Below are 17,602 nucleotides of genomic sequence, written 5' to 3'. Positions count from 1 at the left end.
CCGCCTCCCGCGGGCCCGGCCCGGCTTGGAGCAGCCCTCGTCGGCCCGCGGACGGCGCCGGGGCCCGGCGGACGATCGGTCGTCCGCCGGGCCCCGTCGTACCGGAGGGGCTCAGCCCTCCAGGAAGGCCTTGATCGCGCTCGCCAGCAGGTACGGGTCCTCCGCCCCGCACAGCTCGCGCGCCGAGTGCATGGAGAGCGCCGCGATGCCGCAGTCCACCGTCTTGATGCCGAGGCGCGCCGCCGTGATCGGGCCGATCGTCGTCCCGCAGGGCATGGCGTTGTTGGAGACGAAGGTCTGCCACGGCACGCCGGCCTTCTCGCAGGCGGACGCGAACACCGCCCGGCCGACGCCGTCGGTCGCGTAGCGGTTGTTGACGTTGACCTTGAGGATCGGCCCGCCGTTCGGCATCGGGTGGTGGCCCGGCTCGTGTCGTTCGCTGTAGTTCGGGTGGACGGCGTGGCCCATGTCCGAGGAGAGGCAGACGGTGCCGGCCAGTGCCCGGGCACGGTCCTCCGGGTTGCCGCCGCGCGAGTGGATCGAACGGTCCAGGACGTTGCCGAGCAGCGGGCTCTGCGCGCCGGTGTCGGACTCGCTGCCGGTCTCCTCGTGGTCGAAGGCGGCCATCACCGGGATGTACGGCAGTCCGGTGGCGCCGTCGGCCGTGGCGACGGCGGCGAGCGCGGCGGTGGCCGCGTGCACCGAGAGCAGGTTGTCCAGGCGGGGGCCGGCCAGCAGTTCGCGGTCCCGGCCCAGGTAGGAGGCGGGCTGGACGTCGTGCGTCATCAGGTCCCAGCCGACCACGTCGTCGGCGGCCAGGCCGGCCCGCTCGGCGACGTAGCCGATCAACGCGCCCTCGTCGACCGGGCCGAGGCCCCAGATCGGGGTGAGGTGGCGCTGCTTGTCGAGCTTCATGCCCTCGTTGACCTGGCGGTCCAGGTGGATGGCGAGCTGGGGCACGCGCAGCAGCGGCTCGTCCAACTGGACGAGCCGGGCGGTGCCGTCCTTGAGGGCGAGTCTGCCGGAGATGCCGAGGTCCCGGTCCAGCCAGGTGTTCAGCGGGACGCCGCCGTAGATCTCCACGGCGACCTGGCGCCAGCCGGCCGAGCCGGTGTCCGGCAGCGGCTTGACCCGCAGGTTGGGCGAGTCGGTGTGGGTGCCGACGATGCGGAACGGGGTCTCGGGGCCCGCTCCCTCCGGCAGGTACCAGGCGATCAGCGCGCCGCCGCGGATCAGGTAGCGCCCACCGGCGGCGCCGTCCCAGGCGTCCGTCTCGGCGACCTGCCGGAAGCCCGCCTTCTCCAGCCGCTCCGCGGCGCTCGCGACCGCGTGGTACGGGGACGGCGAGGTGCCGAGGAACGCGATCAGGTCGTCGCTGTGCGTCCGGTCGAAGAATGCCTGGCGGGCGGCGGTCGACATACTGCTCCTGGGTCGAGGGAGGGCCGAAACCGGATGGGGAGTCGGCTTCGCACCTTGAGCATATGCCCGTACACGGACAGGGCATTCGGAACATCCGGGCCCGGACGGGACCGTGGACGACCCGCGGCGCGCACGGCGGGGCCGCCGTGGCCGGGGGATCTCCGGTCGGCCCGGGGAACACCGAAGGGCCCGGTGGCAGCCGGGCCCTTCGGTGTGAGGGTGTGTCAGGCGGTCGGAAGGGTCGGGGGCCTTAGAAGGCCTCCTCCGCCAGGTCCATGATCTCGTTGTCGATGCCCTCGGCGATCAGGCGCTGCGGCGCGACGGTCGGCAGGACGTTCTTGGCGAAGAAGCGGGCCGCCGCGACCTTGCCCTGGTAGAAGGGGACGTCCTTCTCGGAGGCGCCGGCCTCCAGCTTGGCCAGGGCCACCGCGGCCTGACGCAGCAGCAGCCAGCCGACCACGACGTCACCGGAGACCATCAGCAGGCGGGTGGTGTTGAGGCCCACCTTGTACATGTTCTTGACGTCCTGCTCGACCGAGGTCAGGTCGGCGAGCAGCTTGCCGACGATGGCCTCCAGGTCGCCCGCGGCCTTGGCGAGCAGCTCGCGCTCGGTGGCGAGGGCGTCGCCGCCGGCGGCGGAGCCGAGGAACTTCTGGATCTGCTCGGACAGCGCGGTGAGGGCCTGGCCGCCGTCCTTGACGATCTTGCGGAAGAAGAAGTCCTGGCCCTGGATCGCGGTGGTGCCCTCGTACAGGGTGTCGATCTTGGCGTCGCGGATGTACTGCTCGATCGGGTACTCCTGCAGGTAGCCGGAGCCACCGAAGGTCTGCAGGGACTGGGCGAGCTGCTCGTAGGACTTCTCGGAGCCGTAGCCCTTGACGATCGGCAGGAGCAGGTCGTTCAGGCGCTCGGAGGCCTCGTCGTGCTCGCCGCGCAGCTTGGCCGCCATCATGTCGTCCTGGGTGGACGCGGTGAACAGGACCAGCGCGCGCATGCCCTCGGCGTAGGCCTTCTGGGTCAGCAGCGAGCGGCGCACGTCCGGGTGGTGGGTGATGGTGACGCGCGGGGCGGTCTTGTCCAGGAACTGCGAGATGTCGGCGCCCTGCACGCGCTCCTTGGCGTACTCCAGGGCGTTCAGGTAGCCGGTGGAGAGGGTGGCGATGGCCTTCGTGCCGACCATCATGCGGGCGAACTCGATGATCTTGAACATCTGGCGGATGCCGTCGACCTTCTCGCCGAGCAGCCAGCCCTTGGCGGGGTGCTTGGCGCCGAAGGTCATCTCGCAGGTGTTCGAGGCCTTGAGGCCCATCTTGTGCTCGACGTTGGTGGCGTAGACGCCGTTGCGCTCGCCGAGCTCGCCGGTCTCCCAGTCGAAGTCGAACTTCGGGACGATGAAGAGGCCCAGGCCCTTGGTGCCCGGCTTGCCGCCCTCGGGGCGGGCCAGCACCATGTGGATGATGTTCTCGGACATGTCGTGCTCGCCCGAGGTGATGAAGCGCTTCACGCCCTCGATGTGCCAGGAGCCGTCCTCCTGCTGGATCGCCTTGGTGCGGCCGGCGCCCACGTCGGAGCCCGCGTCGGGCTCGGTGAGGACCATGGTGGAGCCCCACAGGCGGTCGGTCATCCGCTTGGCGACCTCGAGCTGCTCCTCGGTGCCCTCCTCGGCGATGACGCCGGCGAAGGCCGGGCCGGAGGAGTACATCCAGATGGCCGGGTTCGAGCCCAGGATCTGCTCGGCGAAGGCCCAGATCAGCGAGTTCGGGGTGACCTGGCCGCCGATCGACTCCGGGATGCCCAGGCGCCACCACTCGGCGTCCATGAAGGTCTGGTAGCTCTTCTTGAAGGCGGCCGGGATCGGCGCGGTGTTGGTCTCGGGGTCGAAGACCGGCGGGTTGCGGTCGGTGTCGGTGAAGGACGCGGCGAGGTCGTTCTCGGCCAGGCGCGCGATCTCGCTCAGGATGTTCTTCGCGGTCTCGACGTCCATGTCCGCGAAGGGTCCGGTGCCGTAGACCTGCTCGCGGCCGAACACCTCGAAGAGGTTGAACTCCACGTCACGCAGGTTGGACTTGTAGTGCCCCATGGCCGTTTTCTCCGGTTCGTCGCTTCCGGGAGACCGCCGCGGTCCGGCGTCCCGTACCCACCAGTAGGACTCATGATGCTACCCAGCGGTAACTTGGGCAAGCCCTCGACGGTGAATCCGCTATGAACGTGGTCACGTCCCACAGTCAGGGCGACCACTCCTTGTCAGGATCTGCGCCAGCGCGGGCGGGTGCGCTCCCGCTAGCCTGTCCGTGTGTACGGATATGACCAGAACGCATACCCGGGGGATCCCTACCAGCAGCAGGCGGGGCCGCAGCCGGGCATGAACGGCATGCCCGGACCGGACGCCTACGGCGCGCAGTCGCAGGCGAACCAGCAGTCGCTCTACCCCGAGCCCTCCCCGCCGTCGCTGGCGGACGCCGTCCGGGCGTTCACCACCGGCTCGATGGCCGTCGAGGACTTCCAGGCCATCTTCATCACCTCGAAGGTGCACTGCCCGCGCGGCGAACGCCCCGGCTTCCTCGCGCTGCACAACACCCCGACGCCGGTGATCCCGATGTTCAGCTCGCTCAAGGAGCTGCGCCGCTACGCCGGCAAGGACTCCAAGCACTTCACCGTCACCGGCGCCGAGGTCCTGGACCTGCTGCCGACCGGCTACGGCTTCGCGCTGGACATGGAGGGCGAGCACCGGATGGTGTTCGACGCCAAGGCCGTCGAGCAGATGGTCGACTTCACCATGCGCCGCATGTACGGCTGACGCCCGGCCGACGTTCGGCGGCCCGCCGAGCCCGGCAGGCCGCCCCGCGGTGCGGGGAGCCCCCGCCTGCCCCATCCTGGGGAGGGGTGGAGCCCCGCGCCCCTCCCCGACCATATAGTTCAACTTTCAACTTGCTTGTTGTTGAGAATTGAACTAATCTCGTGCACGTAGGCCGAAGAACCCCCCTCGAAGGAGGCCGACATGCCCGCCGTGACCGTCGACAACCCACTGACCCTCCCGCGCGTCACCACGCCGGACGCCACCGTCACGAGCGCCCGGCCGGTCCGGACCGTGGTCACCGCCCCCGAGGGCTACGAGGGCGAGGGCTTCCCCGTCCGCCGCGCCTTCGCCAAGATCGACACCAAGCACCTCGACCCGTTCATCATGATGGACCAGATGGGTGAGGTGGACTACGCGGCCGGCGAGCCCAAGGGCACCCCCTGGCACCCGCACCGCGGCTTCGAGACCGTCACCTACATCATCGACGGCACCTTCGTGCACCAGGACTCGCACGGCGGCGGCGGCGTCATCACCGACGGCGACACCCAGTGGATGACGGCCGGCTCCGGCCTGCTGCACATCGAGACCCCGCCGGAGTCACTGGTGAAGTCCGGCGGCCTCTTCCACGGCCTCCAGCTGTGGGTGAACCTGCCCGCCTCGGACAAGATGATCGCCCCGAAGTACCAGGACATCCGCGGCGGCAGCGTCAAGCTCCTCAGCACCGAGGACGGCGGCGCCCTGCTGCGGGTGATCGCCGGCGAGCTGGACGGCCACCAGGGGCCCGGGGCCACCCACACCCCGATCACCATGATCCACGCCTCGGTCAGCCCGGGCGCACAGATCACCCTGCCCTGGCGGTCCGACTTCAACGCCCTGGCCTACGGCCTGGCGGGCAAGGGCTCGGCCGGCCAGGAGCGCCGCCCGTTCGGCATGGGCCAGGCGGTCCTGTTCGGCGACGGCGACTCGATCACCATCCGGGCCGACGAGAGCCAGGACTCCCGGAACGCCAACTTCGAGGTCGTGCTGCTCGGCGGGCTGCCCCTCCGCGAGCCGGTCGCCTGGTACGGACCGTTCGTGATGAACAGCCACCGCGAACTCCAGCAGGCCATGGAGGACTTCCAGGCCGGCCGGCTGGGCACCGTCCCGGCCTCCGGCAAGTAGCTCCGGGCCGCCGACCCGGGGGGGGGGGGGGGGGGGCGCGGGGGGGGGGCGGCCCCCCCCGCCGGGGCCGCCCCCCCCGGCGGGGCCCGCCCCCCCCGCCCCGGCGCCGCGCCCCCCCCCCCCGCCGGGGGGCCCGGGGCGGCCGCGGGGGGGGGGGGGGGGCCGCGCGGGCGCCCCCCCCCCCCCGCCGGTCCGTGCTCACCCCGCCGGTCCGTAGTCACCCCGCCGTCTCCGGACGGACCTCCGATCCCTGGACGGACCTGTGCTCCGCGGAGGTGCCTGCGCGGCGGGTTTCAGAGCAGCGCGTACACGGCCGAGGCGTCGTCGTGCGTCTTGCCGCGCGGCCAGCGCTCGCAGGCGGGGTCCGCCCGCTCCACCGCACGGACCTGGGCGATCAGCTCACCCGGCCCCGACTCGGCGAGCAGCCGCAGCACGTCGCCCCAACTCCCCAGCCCGAAGCGCTCGGTGAAGCGCGAGGCGCCGTCGGTGAGGGCGGCCAGCGCGTGCAGCCGGTCCAGCCGGACGAAGCCGGTCTCGGCGTGCTCGGCCGCGCGCGGGCTGGCGGCCGCGATCCACGGGCCGGTGCCCCGGTTGCGGGCCGCGCGGACGGCCAGCGCGTACTCCATGTGCAGCGCCGTCCGCTCGGCCGAGCCGGGCACGGTCGACCAGACCTGACGGCGCAGCCCCTCCCCGCCGGGGAAGCGCTGGTTGTCCCCGATCACCTTCGGCGGCCCGTCCTTGAACTCCAGCACCAGCAGCGAGTCGCCGAGCACCAGGTACTCCAGCGCCTCACCGTGCCGTCGCGCCGCGACCACCATCGCGGCGGGGGTGTTGGGATGGGCCAGGTCGCACCGGCCGCCGTGCAGCGCGGCCGTCTCCACGATGGCGTCGGCCAGGCACTCGGCGATCGAGCGGTCCGCCCGGTCGGTGAGCCGGGCGAGCAGGTGCACGCCCAGTCGGCGCACGTACCAGGCCGTCCCGTGCCGACACCCGGATTCCAGGCCGGCCGGCGAACTCGCGCCGTCCAGCAGGACCAACGCCTCCGGCGAGGCCGCCGCGAAGTCCTCGCTCTCGCGGTCGGGCCGTCGTGCTTCCCCTGCGAGCTGTAGCTGCATCCCGACAGTGTGGACGCCGCCCCCGGCCCGCGCCCAGACCCCTGCGCCGGTGTGGCGCGGGGCGGGGCCGGGCGCCCGGTGGCAGTGGGGGCGATTCGGCCATACCGTCGGACAGTGACCGGACAATTCGGCCGATCGGGGCGGGTCGGGTTTGGAACCACCTTCGGGTGTCCGGGCGGCCCGTGACTGACGAGGAGCGGAAGATGTTCTGGCAGTTCATCGTGTTGCTGGCCGCCTCGCTCGGCTTTCCGACCGCCGCGCTGCTCTATCTGATCGGCGGGCCGCGCTTCCCCGACGAGCAGCGCGACCGGAGCTGAGCCGGGCCCGCCGACGGGCCCGGGGCCCGGCTGCGTCGACGGACCCTACGGCTTCCAGGCCGGATCGCGGCCGAGCAGCGCCAGGACGCGCTCGAACCGGCCCGCACCGCCGGCGGGCAGCAGGCCCGGTCCGAAGGCCTTGCCCGGCGCCCGGGCCTCCGGGGTGTTCGGGACGGCCTCGGTCACCGCCACCAGTGCGGCGATCAGCGCCTCCTCGCGCTCGACGGCCGCGCCGAGTTCGACGGCCGCGCCCGTGCCCGCGTCGAGGGCCGCGGCTGCCCCCGCGTCGAGGGCGGCGGCGACGTCCCAGGCGTGCACCAGGGTGTCGAGCAGGTGGAAGCCCACCGCCCGCTCCAGCGGGACCGGCGCGGTGGTGAGGATCTCGGGCAGCCAGAGCGGCCGGCCGGCCGCGGCCGCCTCCCGGAACGCGGCGGTGAGCTCGGCGCCCGTGCGCCGGAAGGCGCCCGCCGGGTCCTCGCCTCCCGGGTCCTCGCCGACCGGGGCGTCGGCCCAGAGCGCGAGGTCCGGACCGGCCCCGCGGGCGGCCGCCGCGAAGCCCTGGTGCTGGCCGACGGCGTGCGCCAGCAGCCGGCGCAGCGTCCAGCCCGCGCACGGGGTCGGCAGGTCCAGCCGGCCCAGGCGGACGGCGTCCACCACCCCGGCGGCCAACTCCAGTGAGCGTGCGTGCAGTTCGACGATGTCCATACGGGCGACAGTACTCATCCGGCCGCGACCTCCAGGCCCGCCGCCAGGAATCCGATCACCTGGTCGACGACGGCCGGTTCCGCGATGATCCGACGGTGGCCGAGCCCCCGGGTGACCACCAGGTCGAGCCGCTCCCCGTACGCCTCGCGGAGCCGGTGCGCCTCGCTCAACGGGACGACGTCGTCGGCCTCGTCGTGCACCACCAGGACCGGCAGGTCGACGTCCGCCACCCGGCGGGCGGCGTCGAAGCGCTCCCACCCCCCGGCGTCCCCGCCGAACAGCTCCCGCTCGATCCGCGCCCGCAGCGCCCGTTCGACCCCGGCGTTCAGCCCGAGCCCGGCGCAGAACGCGGCGGGGAAGAAGCCGACCCGGGACACCCCGGAGACGGCCGCCAGCCGGCCCGCCCGCAGGCCGTCGGCCAGCGCGCCGAAGGCGGCGCAGACGCCGAGGGAGTGCGCGACGACGGCCTCGAACGGCCCGTACCGCTCCTGGAGACGCAGGGCCAGCTCGCGGTACTCCGGCACGCCGGTGGTCCGTCCGCCGGAGTCGCCGTGGCCCGGCGCGTCGAAGGAGACGGCGCTGAGGCCGAGTTCCCGCAGCCGGGGCACGAGGGGCGCGTAGCGGGAGGCCCGGGAGCGCCAGCCGTGCAGCAGCAGGACCGGCCGCTCTCCGCTGCCCCAGCGGTAGCCGACCACCGGCTTGCCGTTCACGGTGAGCCGCTCGGTGACGGCCTGCCCGTGGACCTCCCGTTCCGACGGGCGCACCCGGCTGCGCCGGACCGGGTGCACGAACAGCTCGTAGGCGGCCCGGCCGGCGGCTCCGGGGGCGATGCGGGCGGTGGGGTTGAGGGCGGTGCGGATCAGTGCCATCGGTACCTGGGCCGGGTCCATCTGGTCTCCCTGTCGGGTGCGGACGGGTGTTCCTGGCGGGGGCGGGGCCGTGCTCCCGCACGCGCCCCGGGCGTGGTGCGCGGATCGCGGCGAGATATTAGCACGACCGTTCGTGCAGTTTTAGGGGTGCGGTTCCAAGGGTTCGGCACCGCGCACGCACTACCCTGGGCGGCACGCACTGCGACGAGAACGGGGGGCGGGCCATGGCCGGACCGACCACGGACGGACGGGTCCTGCGCGGCGAGGAGACCCGCCGGGCGGTCCTGCACCGCGCCGTCGGCATCGCCTCCGTCGAAGGCCTGGACGCGCTCTCCATCGGCCGGCTGGCCACCGACCTCGGGCTCAGCAAGAGCGGCGTCTTCGCCGGCTTCGGCTCCAAGGAGGAGCTGCAGCTGGCCACCGTCCGCGCCGCCCGCCGGATCTTCGCCGACGCCGTCGTCGCCCCGGTCGCCGACGCCCCGCCCGGCCTCCCCCGGGTCCGCGCCCTGTGCGAGGGCTGGCTCGCCTACTCGCGCGCCCGGGTCTTCCCCGGCGGCTGCTTCTTCTACGAGGTCACCGCCGAGTTCGACGCCCGCCCCGGCACCGTCCGGGACGCCCTGGCCGGCTGCGCCCGGGAGTGGTCCGACACCGTCACCGCGGCCCTCGCCGACGCCCGTGCCGCCGGCGCCCTGCGCCCGGACACCGACCTCGGGGACCTCGCCTTCGCCCTGATCGCCGTCCTGGAGACGGCCAACTCGCAGGCCGTGCTGCACGACGACGCCACCCCGTACGAACGGGCCGGCCGCCTGCTGCTGCGCCTGCTGCGCGCCGAGGCCACCGACCCGGCCGACCCGGCGCTCGCCTAGGTCCGGACAGGGCCGAGACCCCGGCCGGGTGCGCCTCGGCTACCGGCTACCGGCTGCCGGCCAGCACCGCCTCCAGCCCGGCCGCCCGGCCCAGCAGTGCCTCGTCGTCACCGGCCGCACCGACCACCTGGAGGCCCAGCGGCAGCCCCGCCGGGGTCCGTCCGGCCGGCAGGCTCAGCGCCGGCCGCCCGAGGAAGCTCCACGGCAGCGACATCACCGCGTCCCCGGTGCCGTGCAGGCCCTCCGGCGCCCCGCCGGTCGCCGAGGGCGCCAGCCACAGGTCCACCCCGGCCGCCGCGCCCGCCCGGTCCACCCGCTCCCGCAGCCGCTCCCGGAACCGCAGCGCGGCCGCCCGGTCCTCGGGCGCGACGCCCCGGCCGACCCGGATGCCCGCCACCGTCTCCGGCCGGTAGAGGCCGCCGAAGCGGGCGAACCAGTCGGCGTGGCTGCGGGCCAGTTCGAAGCGGTTCACGGTCTGCAACCGCCGACGTACCTCCGCGAAGTCCGGGAACAACTCGACCCGGCGCACCACCAGCCCGGCCGACGCCAGCCGCTCCACCTGCTCCTCGAAGGCCCGCAGCGCGGCCGGCTCGGCGCACTCCAGGTACGTCCCGTCCGGCACCCCGAGCACGGGCTCCGGGCCCGGCCCGGCGGGCCGCCAGTCGTCGCAGAGCAGCGGGGCCGCCAGGGCCGCGCCCGCCAGGTCGGCGGTGAACACCCCCAGGGTGTCGAGGCTGGGCGCGTTCGGGATCACCCCGTCGATCGGGATCCGCCCGTAGGTCGGCCGGAAACCCACCACCCCGCAGTACGCGGCCGGGCGGATCACCGAGCCGACCGTCTGGGTGCCGACCGCGAGCGGCACCAGCCCCGCCGCGACCGCCGCCGCCGAACCGCTGCTGGAGCCACCGGGGGTGTGCCCCGGGTGGTGCGGGTTGCGGGTCGGGCCGGGGGCGCTCGCGGCGAACTCGGCGGTCACCGTCTTGCCCGCGACCAGCGCCCCCGCCGCCCGCAGCCGGTCCACCACCGCGGCCTGCGGCCCGGCCAGCACCCCCGGCGGCAGCGCCGACCCGCCGTGCGTGGGCAGCCCGTCCACGTGCACGACGTCCTTGACCCCCACCAGCACCCCGTACAGCGGCGGCCGCCCGGCCGGCTCCGGGTACCGCGCCGCCACCCGCTCCGCCTCCGCGCGCAACCGGTCGTGCCGGCCGGGCTCGGGCACGAACGCGTGGATCAGCGGGTCCACCCGCTCGACCCGCGCGCAGAACCGGTCGACGTACTCGGGCAGCCGGGACTCCCCGGTGCGCAGCGCGGCGGCCTCGCGGGTCAACGACCGCGGCCCGACCAGGGGTTCGTCCATGCCGAGCACAGTAGACCGGGCTTACGGGTGCTCGGCCGCCAGGTACGGCGCCTCACGCAGGAAGTACGCCCCGCAGGTGTGGCAGCACAGCTCCGGGGTCTTCCCCCAGTCCACCGCCTCCCGCACCGCGGCCTGCGGATCGAGCTCCCGGCCGCACATCGCCACGCTCTCCTCGCCCCGGACCATGTGCCACAGGCGCACCCCCTCGGCCGCGCCGCCGGCGCCGTACTCGGCTCGCATCTGGTGCATCATGCCCCCATCGTCCGACCGCCCCCCACCCCCGGCAACCGGAGCGGAACCTCGGGCGGGACGGGCGGACTTCCGGGTCACGGCGCACGGTCACGCCGGTGCCGCGCGGTGACCCTCCGCGTCGGCCGGGTCGGCGGCCCCGGCCGGGCCGGGTCGCCGCGCGCGGCCCGGACCGGGCCCGGGGGAACCGCTGCGCCGGGCCCGTGATGTGACTTATGGTCGACTGGCGAATCCGGCGCCCGGCGAGCCGACCGGCGCGCGAACGTCCATCACCACTCAGTCTTGTGACGACGCGTCAGAAACGGAACCCGTGGACACGCCCCAGCCGAAGGCCACCGCAGCGGACCCCGCCGAGGCCACCGCGGCGGACCCCGGCCTCCCGGCGGGCTCCGTCGGCCGCCGACGGCGGCGGGTGGTCGCGGTGACGGCGCTGGTCGCCGCGGTCACCACCGGGGGCGGACTGTGGGCCGCCACCCTCGTCCGCTCCCCGGAGCAGGCCGCCGCCGACACAGCGGCGCCCCCCGCTTCGGTGCTCACCGCCCCGGTGGTCCGGCGGGTGCTGACCACCACCACCGTGCTGCGCGGGGTGTTCACGGCCGGCCGGTCCTTCCCCGTCCAGCCGGCCACCGTCTCCGCCAGCAGCGGCGGCCCCGGCGGCGGCACCCCGGTCGTGACCGCGCTCAGGGCCCGCAGCGGGGACGCGGTGAACGCCGGCCAGGTGCTGGCCGAGGTCTCCGGCCGGCCGGTGATCGCCCTGCCCGGGACGGTGCCCGCCTACCGGGACATGGCACCCGGCGAGTCCGGCGGCGACATCGGCCAACTCCAGGGCGTGCTCCGCGACATGGGGTACTACGCCGGCGGCGACGACGAGGGGTACTTCGGGGCCGCCACCAAGACGGCCGTGGCCGGGCTCTACCGGAAGCTCGGCTACCCAGTGCCGACCACCGGCGACCAGACCGCCGCGGCCGTCCGGACCGCCCGGCAGGCCGTGGAGCAGGCCGAACAGACCGTCCAGGACCTGGAGAGCCGACCCGCGCCCGGCGCCAGCGCACCCGCCGCGCAGCCCGGCACCCCGGCGGCCGCGCCACCGGTCTCCGGGCCACCGGTCTCCGCCCCGGCGCCGACGCCCCGAGCAACGGCACCCACGGCAACGGCACCCGAGGCAACGGCACCCCCCGCAACGGCGCCCGGCGGCGCAGCGGCCGGGAGTGCGGGCGGCCTCGCCCGGGCACGCGCCGACCTCACCGCCAAGCGCCAGGAGCTGGCCCGCGTCCAGGCCAAGGACGGCCCCCAACTCCCCGCGGCCGAAGTGGTGTTCCTCCCCTCACTGCCCGCGCGGGTCAGCGCGGTGGGCGCCCGGGTCGGCGACCGGGTGACCGCCCCGGTCCTCACCCTCACCGCCGGCGGCCTCGACCTCACCGGCCGGCTGCTGCCCGGCGACGCCCCCCTGGTCAAGCCCGGCATGAAGGTCACCGTCCTGTCCGAGACCACCGGTGTCCGGCTCGACGCCGAGGTCGGCTCGGTGGGCTCGCTCGTCACCCCCGGCAGCCCCGCGGGCGGCGGCACCGCCGGCCCGACGCCGCAGCCCCCCGGCGGCGGCGAACCCTACGTCCCCCTGGTCGTCACCCCCGACGCGCCCTGGGACCCGGCCCTGGAGGGCCAGGACGTCCGGATCACCGTCGTCGCCGCCTCCACCCCGGGCGAGGTGCTCGCGGTGCCGGCCTCCGCGATCAGTTCCGGCGTCGACGGCCGCACCTCGGTGTCGGTCGCCGCCCCCGACGGCTCCCGGCGCACCGTGGAGGTGACGGCCGGCGTCGTCGCGGACGGCTTCGTCGAGGTCGGGCCCGCCACCGGGGCCGCCCTCGCGCCGGGCGAGCAGGTCGTGGTCGGCCGGTGAGCGGGGAACACCCGGTGGGCAGCGCCGGCCACCGCACCGCCCCGGAGCACGGGAGCCCGCCGGTGATCCGGCTGCGCGGGATCTCCCGCACCTACCCCGGGCCGCCGCCGGTCACCGCCCTGCACCCGCACGACCTGGAGATCGCCGCCGGCGAGTACGTCGCCGTGGTCGGCCCCTCGGGTTCCGGCAAGTCCACCTTCCTCAACCTGCTCGGCCTGCTCGACCGCCCCAGCGGCGGGAGCTACGAACTCGACGGCGTCGACACCGGCGCGCTCTCCGAGGCACGGCGGACCGCGCTGCGCGGCCGGCGGATCGGCTTCGTCTTCCAGTCCTTCCACCTGCTGCCGCACCGGACCGCCACGGAGAACGTGATGCTCGCCCAGGTGTACACCGGCTCGCCCCGCGCGGGCCGGGCCGAGGCCGCCCGGCAGGTGCTGGAGCGGGTCGGACTCGGTCACCGGACCGAGGCGCTGCCCTCGCGGCTGTCCGGCGGCGAACGGCAGCGGGTCGCGGTGGCCCGCGCCCTGGTGAACCGGCCGTCGTTGCTGCTGTGCGACGAACCCACCGGCAACCTCGACTCGGCCACCGCCCGGCGGGTCCTGGAACTGTTCGAGGAACTGCACGAGGACGGACTGACCCTGCTGGTCATCACCCACGACCGCGAGGTCGCCGACCGGGCCCGGCGGACCGTCACCATCCGGGACGGCCGGCTCACCGCGCCCGGAACGGCGGGCGGACGGTGAGACCGCTCCTCCGCCGCCGCACCCGCCGCCCCGGCACCGGGGTACCGCTCTCCCGGCTGACGCTGACCGACCTGCTGGGCGAGGCGCTGTCCGGCACGGTGCAGCGCCCGGGCCGCTCCGCGCTCACCCTGCTGGGCACCGTCCTCGGCGTCGGCGCCTTCGTCGCCGTGCTCGGCCTCACCTCCAGCGCCACCGGCCAGATCGGCAAGCGCTTCTCGGCCCTGCAGAACACCACGGTCACCGTGGTCGACACCGGGCCGGACGTGCTGCTCGCCGACGGCGGGCACCGCGCCGCCCTGGACTTCCCCGAGGACGCCGACCGCCGGGTCTCCCGGCTCAACGGCGCGGTCGCCGCCGGGGTCTACTGGAGCGCGCCGCTGACCGCCCCGAAGATCTCCGGCTCCCCGGCGCCCGGGCCGGGCGCCGGCGCCGGACTGGACGTCCTGGCGCTCTCCCCCGGCGGCTTCGACGCGATCGAGGCCCGGGTCCGCGCCGGCACCGTCTACAACGCGTTCCACAGCGAGCGCGCCCTGCGCGTCGCCGTCCTGGGCTCCGCCGCCGCTGCCCGGCTCGGCATCACCCGCCTCGACGCCCATCCCGCCGTGTTCGTCGACGGCACCGGCTTCACCGTGATCGGCATCATCGAGGACAGCGCCCGGCTGCCCGCGGCCGTACTCGACGTCATGGTGCCCGCCACCACCGCCCGCTCGCTCTGGGGCAACCCGCGCGCCGGCGAGGACGGCCGCGCCAGGATGGTGGTCCGCACCCTGACCGGCGCCGCCGGGCTGGTCGCCGCCCAGGCGCCGACCGCGCTGCGGCCGGAGGCCCCGGCCCGCTTCACCGCCGTCGCCCCGCCCGATCCGCACACCCTGCGGGACTCGGTGTCCACCGACCTCACCGGGCTGTTTCTGCTGCTGGCCGCCGTGTGCCTGGTGGTCGGCGCGGTCGGGATCGCCGACACCACCCTGGTGGCGGTCCTGGAGCGCACCGGCGAGATCGGCCTCCGTCGCGCCCTCGGCGCCCGACCCCGGCACATCGCGGCCCAGTTCCTCACCGAGTCCACCGTCCTCGGCACGCTCGGCGGACTGATCGGGACCGCCCTCGGCGTGGTCGTCGTGGTGCTGGTCGCCCTGGCCCGCGACTGGACCGCGCTGCTCCAGCCCCTGGTGGTCCTGCCCGCCCCGCTCGTCGGCAGCCTGGTCGGCCTGCTGGCCGGTCTCCACCCGGCCCTGCGCGCCGCCGGCGTCGAACCCGCGGAAGCCCTCCGGCACTGACCGCGCCCCGTCGGTCCCCGGCACGGGCGCGAGGGGCGAGAGGCGCGAGGGACCTCGGCGGGTTCCCCGGCAGCTCCGTCAGGACGCCCGCAGCAGCGCGCCGTCCTGCCACTTGAGGATCTTGTCGAAGCTCACGATGGCGCCCCGCAGGGGGTGGTTGCGAAGCTGGACGTGGTCGGTGAGCGCGTGGATGAGGAAGAGGCCGCGGCCGGATTCGGCGGTGAGGTCGGGGAGGGCGTCGAGGTCGACCGGGCGGAGGGTGGGCGCCGCGGGGCGGCAGGGCAGGACGTGGGTGTCGTACGGGTGGCCGTCGCGGCGGGGCGGGTGGGCGGTGAGGACCCGGGCCGGGACGGTGGCGCGGCCGCGGCGGGAACGGTGGGGCCCCCGGCCGGTCGCCGCCGGGCGGCTCGGGGTGGCGGCGGCCGGGCGCCGGACCGGCGGGGCGGCGGGGGCGGGCAGGCCGGGGCCGGAGTCGGTGACCTCGATGCGCAGCCGGTCCCCGCTGATCGAGGCGCTGACCTGGAACCCGTCGTCGGCGCGCCCGGTGGCGCCGTGCTCGACGGCGTTGGCGCAGGCCTCGCTGAGCGCGACGCCGAGGTCGTCGGCGATCTGCGGGTCGACGCCGGCGGTCGCCATGGCGCCGAGCAGGATGCGCCGGGCCAGCGGGACGCTGGCCGGGTCGCGCTTGAGGTGCAGAGTCCACCGGATGTCCACGGGAGGTCCCTCCTGGCTGCGGCTCCACATACAACTAGGTATCTCCGGGCGATTCGGCGGTGAACCGTGCCCGGGGGCCGCTACCGCCCGTTCGGCGGATGGACTGGGGGACGGGGTCTGTGCCGGGCGGCGCGCTCCCGGGCCCGCACGCCGCCGCCGAAAGAGGCATTCGTAGGGATTTCCCACCCTGCCCGTGTCGGCGGTGTACGCAATGAGAGGATGGCCCGGCCATGACTGCCCTCGCCGCCGCCCCGCTCCCGGGCGCCCCCGGACCGGCCCAGCCGGTGGGGTCCGCCGCCTGGGACCTGCGGCTTGCCCGGGCGGTCCCGTTCGCGCTGGTCTGCACGCTGATAGCGGCCGCCGGGCACGCCCTGGCCGGTGGCGGCAACGTGCCGCCGACGGCGCTGGCGGCGGGTTTCGCCGCCGTCCTGGCGCTCGCCGCGGCCTGCGGCGGGCGGGAGCGCTCGCTGGCCGGGATCGCCGGCGCGCTGGGCGCGGGGCAGTTCGGACTGCACTTCCTCTTCCACGGCTTCGACGGCCGCGGCTTCACCGGCATGGCCGCCATGGCCGGGATGCACCACGGCGGCTCCGGTCCGCTGACCGTGCCCCAGGTGGCCGGCCGGCTGATCTGCAACGAGGCCCGCCCGGGCACGCTGGCGGGCCTGCCCGGCAACCCGTCCCCGGAGCAGCTGGTCTCGTCGGCGGGCCTGGACCCGCACGCGTTCGCCGCCGCGCCGTGGTGGCAGGACGGCGTGTTCGGCCTGACGCCGTCGATGCTGGCCGGTCACCTGGCCGCCGCGCTGGTCGCGGGCTGGTGGCTGCGGCGCGGCGAGGCGGCGCTGTGGCGGCTGCTGCGGGTGGCCGCGTCGGCGGCCCGGGAGCACTGGGCGGCGCCGCTGCGGTCGGTGTTCGTCCTGGCGGCCGCGCTGCTGCGCGGTCTGTTCGGCGTGGCCGGTCCGGTCCGCCGGTTCGGGGCCCGGGGCGGGGAGTCCCCGCTCCCGACGGGTGCCGTGCTGCGGCACAGCGTGGTGCGGCGCGGGCCGCCGTGCGGAGTCCTCGCGCACTGATCCGTGCCTCCTGGCGGCCTGCGGGCCGTGCCGGGTACGGGGCGTGCGCACCGTCCGGGCCGTCCCGACCTCCGGGTCCGGCCCGAGGCTCTGCCCCCACACGTCCCCACGCGCGGCCCCCGAGGCGCGGCTCCGTCCGCCGCCCGGTCCCGGCCTGCCGAGCTCCGATCGGAGACCCCGCATCATGCGTTCCCTTTCCACCCGTCGCATCGCCGCCGTCGCCCTGTCCGCCGCCGCCTCCGTGGTGGCGCTGGCCGGCCCCGCCTTCGCGCACGTCACCGTGAACCCGGGCGCGGCCGCCCAGGGCGGTTACACGGCCGTCGACTTCCGGGTGCCGAACGAGAGCGACACCGCGAGCACGGTGAAGCTGGAGGTCAACCTCCCGCTGGACCACCCGCTGGCCTCGGTCCGGACCCTGCCGCTGCCGGGCTGGACCGCCGCGGTCGAGAAGTCGAAGCTGGACAAGCCGATCAAGGTCCACGGCAACGACGTCAACGAGGCCGTCTCCAAGATCACCTGGACCGCCGACGCCGGCACCAAGATCGCCCCCGGCCAGTTCCAGGAGTTCCGGGTCTCGCTCGGCCCGCTGCCGACCGACTCGGACAGCCTGGTCTTCAAGGCCCTGCAGACCTACGACAACGGTGACGTCGTCCGCTGGATCGACGAGTCCAAGGACGGCCAGCCCGAGCCGGCCAAGCCCGCGCCCGTCCTGAAGCTCACCAAGGCCGACGCCGGCGACGGCCACGGCGTCACCGCCTCCCCGACCGCGGCCGCCCACGGCGACAGCTCGGACCACGCCGCGTCCTCGGACGGCGGCAGCAAGGCCAGTGACTCCACCGCCCGCACCCTCGGTGTGGTCGGCATCGTGGTCGGCGTGGTCGGCACCGCCGTCGGCGTGCTCGGCCTGCGCCGCAAGAACGGCGGCTCCGCCTCCTGACCCCCGCGGCCGGGGGGGGGGGGGGGGGGCCCCCCCCGGGGGGGGGCCCGCGGCCGCGGCCGCGCCCCCGCGCGCCACACACCCCGCCCCCCCCGCCCCCCCCCCCCCCCCCCCC

The 17,602-nt window shown here is 75.4% G+C and carries 16 protein-coding genes; 8 read left to right on the top strand and 8 right to left on the bottom strand.

Annotation, left to right across the window (positions count from 1 at the left end; genetic code table 11):
* Positions 1–111: 111 nt before the first annotated feature.
* A complete protein-coding gene (locus tag ACFV0O_RS16050) occupies positions 112–1,419 on the bottom strand; it encodes a M18 family aminopeptidase (RefSeq protein WP_380341661.1) in 1,308 nt (435 codons plus the stop codon).
* A gap of 250 nt (positions 1,420–1,669) precedes the next feature.
* Positions 1,670–3,499 (bottom strand): acyl-CoA dehydrogenase, encoded by a 1,830-nt coding sequence (locus ACFV0O_RS16045; RefSeq protein ID WP_380341658.1) that lies wholly within the window; start codon positions 3,497–3,499, stop codon positions 1,670–1,672.
* A gap of 213 nt (positions 3,500–3,712) precedes the next feature.
* Between ACFV0O_RS16045 and ACFV0O_RS16040 the strand changes: the two genes are divergently transcribed.
* Both ACFV0O_RS16040 and ACFV0O_RS16035 read left to right on the top strand, forming a co-directional pair.
* The gene (locus ACFV0O_RS16040) at positions 3,713–4,216 is read left to right on the top strand and encodes an SseB family protein (RefSeq protein WP_373313668.1); all 504 of its coding nucleotides are present in this window, start codon (positions 3,713–3,715) and stop codon (positions 4,214–4,216) included.
* Between the two features lie 201 nt (positions 4,217–4,417).
* The gene (locus ACFV0O_RS16035; RefSeq protein WP_380341654.1) at positions 4,418–5,377 is read left to right on the top strand and encodes a pirin family protein; all 960 of its coding nucleotides are present in this window, start codon (positions 4,418–4,420) and stop codon (positions 5,375–5,377) included.
* 293 nt (positions 5,378–5,670) lie between these two features.
* Here ACFV0O_RS16035 and ACFV0O_RS16030 read toward each other — a convergent pair whose 3' ends face one another.
* The 3 genes from ACFV0O_RS16030 to ACFV0O_RS16020 form a co-directional block, all read right to left on the bottom strand.
* Entirely contained in the window at positions 5,671–6,492 is an 822-nt protein-coding gene (locus ACFV0O_RS16030; protein ID WP_380341651.1) for an integrase, read from the bottom strand.
* 362 nt (positions 6,493–6,854) lie between these two features.
* Entirely contained in the window at positions 6,855–7,514 is a 660-nt protein-coding gene (locus ACFV0O_RS16025; protein WP_380341648.1) for a TIGR03086 family metal-binding protein, read from the bottom strand.
* Between the two features lie 14 nt (positions 7,515–7,528).
* On the bottom strand, positions 7,529–8,404 hold the full coding sequence (locus ACFV0O_RS16020) for an alpha/beta hydrolase (RefSeq protein WP_380341645.1): 876 nt from the start codon (positions 8,402–8,404) through the stop codon (positions 7,529–7,531).
* A gap of 203 nt (positions 8,405–8,607) precedes the next feature.
* Between ACFV0O_RS16020 and ACFV0O_RS16015 the strand changes: the two genes are divergently transcribed.
* Positions 8,608–9,249 (top strand): TetR/AcrR family transcriptional regulator, encoded by a 642-nt coding sequence (locus ACFV0O_RS16015; protein WP_380341642.1) that lies wholly within the window; start codon positions 8,608–8,610, stop codon positions 9,247–9,249.
* A gap of 46 nt (positions 9,250–9,295) precedes the next feature.
* Here ACFV0O_RS16015 and ACFV0O_RS16010 read toward each other — a convergent pair whose 3' ends face one another.
* Together ACFV0O_RS16010 and ACFV0O_RS16005 are read right to left on the bottom strand one after the other, a co-directional pair.
* Positions 9,296–10,606 carry an amidase gene (locus ACFV0O_RS16010; RefSeq protein ID WP_380341639.1) on the bottom strand — a complete coding sequence of 437 codons (1,311 nt, stop codon included), beginning with the start codon at positions 10,604–10,606 and terminating at the stop codon, positions 9,296–9,298.
* 21 nt (positions 10,607–10,627) lie between these two features.
* Positions 10,628–10,858 carry a hypothetical protein gene (locus ACFV0O_RS16005; RefSeq protein ID WP_360258526.1) on the bottom strand — a complete coding sequence of 77 codons (231 nt, stop codon included), beginning with the start codon at positions 10,856–10,858 and terminating at the stop codon, positions 10,628–10,630.
* 307 nt (positions 10,859–11,165) lie between these two features.
* Here ACFV0O_RS16005 and ACFV0O_RS16000 point away from each other — a divergent pair, with 307 nt between their 5' ends.
* Genes ACFV0O_RS16000 through ACFV0O_RS15990 form a run of 3 tightly spaced genes read left to right on the top strand, consistent with a single transcriptional unit; the run spans position 11,166 to position 14,769 of the window.
* Positions 11,166–12,752 carry a peptidoglycan-binding protein gene (locus ACFV0O_RS16000; protein WP_380341637.1) on the top strand — a complete coding sequence of 529 codons (1,587 nt, stop codon included), beginning with the start codon at positions 11,166–11,168 and terminating at the stop codon, positions 12,750–12,752.
* Between the two features lie 14 nt (positions 12,753–12,766).
* The gene (locus tag ACFV0O_RS15995) at positions 12,767–13,495 is read left to right on the top strand and encodes an ABC transporter ATP-binding protein (protein ID WP_380341634.1); all 729 of its coding nucleotides are present in this window, start codon (positions 12,767–12,769) and stop codon (positions 13,493–13,495) included.
* Positions 13,492–14,769 (top strand): ABC transporter permease, encoded by a 1,278-nt coding sequence (locus tag ACFV0O_RS15990; RefSeq protein ID WP_380341631.1) that lies wholly within the window; start codon positions 13,492–13,494, stop codon positions 14,767–14,769. The genes ACFV0O_RS15995 and ACFV0O_RS15990 overlap by 4 nt, the downstream gene beginning before the upstream one ends.
* Positions 14,770–14,847: 78 nt before the next feature.
* On the opposite strand, the gene ACFV0O_RS15985 is transcribed toward ACFV0O_RS15990, so the two are convergent.
* A complete protein-coding gene (locus ACFV0O_RS15985) occupies positions 14,848–15,483 on the bottom strand; it encodes an ATP-binding protein (protein WP_380341629.1) in 636 nt (211 codons plus the stop codon).
* Positions 15,484–15,713: 230 nt separating this feature from the next.
* Here ACFV0O_RS15985 and ACFV0O_RS15980 point away from each other — a divergent pair, with 230 nt between their 5' ends.
* Both ACFV0O_RS15980 and ACFV0O_RS15975 read left to right on the top strand, forming a co-directional pair.
* The gene (locus ACFV0O_RS15980; RefSeq protein WP_380341626.1) at positions 15,714–16,550 is read left to right on the top strand and encodes a hypothetical protein; all 837 of its coding nucleotides are present in this window, start codon (positions 15,714–15,716) and stop codon (positions 16,548–16,550) included.
* 184 nt (positions 16,551–16,734) lie between these two features.
* Entirely contained in the window at positions 16,735–17,487 is a 753-nt protein-coding gene (locus ACFV0O_RS15975; RefSeq protein ID WP_380341625.1) for a YcnI family protein, read from the top strand.
* Positions 17,488–17,602: the final 115 nt, after the last annotated feature.

This window comes from Kitasatospora sp. NPDC059577, assembly GCF_042735475.1.
Classification (GTDB): Bacteria; Actinomycetota; Actinomycetes; order Streptomycetales; family Streptomycetaceae; genus Kitasatospora.
This window is presented reverse-complemented; position numbering and strand designations above follow the sequence as displayed.

Bases quoted from the DNA above. Each gene is read 5' to 3' on its own strand.
- ACFV0O_RS16015 (WP_380341642.1), top strand. From the start codon at position 8,608: ATGGCCGGACCGACCACGGACGGACGGGTCCTGCGCGGCGAGGAGACC.
- ACFV0O_RS16030 (WP_380341651.1), bottom strand. From the start codon at position 6,492: ATGCAGCTACAGCTCGCAGGGGAAGCACGACGGCCCGACCGCGAGAGC.
- ACFV0O_RS16020 (WP_380341645.1), bottom strand. From the start codon at position 8,404: ATGGACCCGGCCCAGGTACCGATGGCACTGATCCGCACCGCCCTCAAC.
- ACFV0O_RS15980 (WP_380341626.1), top strand. From the start codon at position 15,714: ATGACTGCCCTCGCCGCCGCCCCGCTCCCGGGCGCCCCCGGACCGGCC.
- ACFV0O_RS16050 (WP_380341661.1), bottom strand. From the start codon at position 1,419: ATGTCGACCGCCGCCCGCCAGGCATTCTTCGACCGGACGCACAGCGAC.
- ACFV0O_RS16035 (WP_380341654.1), top strand. From the start codon at position 4,418: ATGCCCGCCGTGACCGTCGACAACCCACTGACCCTCCCGCGCGTCACC.
- ACFV0O_RS15975 (WP_380341625.1), top strand. From the start codon at position 16,735: ATGCGTTCCCTTTCCACCCGTCGCATCGCCGCCGTCGCCCTGTCCGCC.
- ACFV0O_RS16045 (WP_380341658.1), bottom strand. From the start codon at position 3,499: ATGGGGCACTACAAGTCCAACCTGCGTGACGTGGAGTTCAACCTCTTC.
- ACFV0O_RS16025 (WP_380341648.1), bottom strand. From the start codon at position 7,514: ATGGACATCGTCGAACTGCACGCACGCTCACTGGAGTTGGCCGCCGGG.
- ACFV0O_RS16005 (WP_360258526.1), bottom strand. From the start codon at position 10,858: ATGATGCACCAGATGCGAGCCGAGTACGGCGCCGGCGGCGCGGCCGAG.
- ACFV0O_RS16010 (WP_380341639.1), bottom strand. From the start codon at position 10,606: ATGGACGAACCCCTGGTCGGGCCGCGGTCGTTGACCCGCGAGGCCGCC.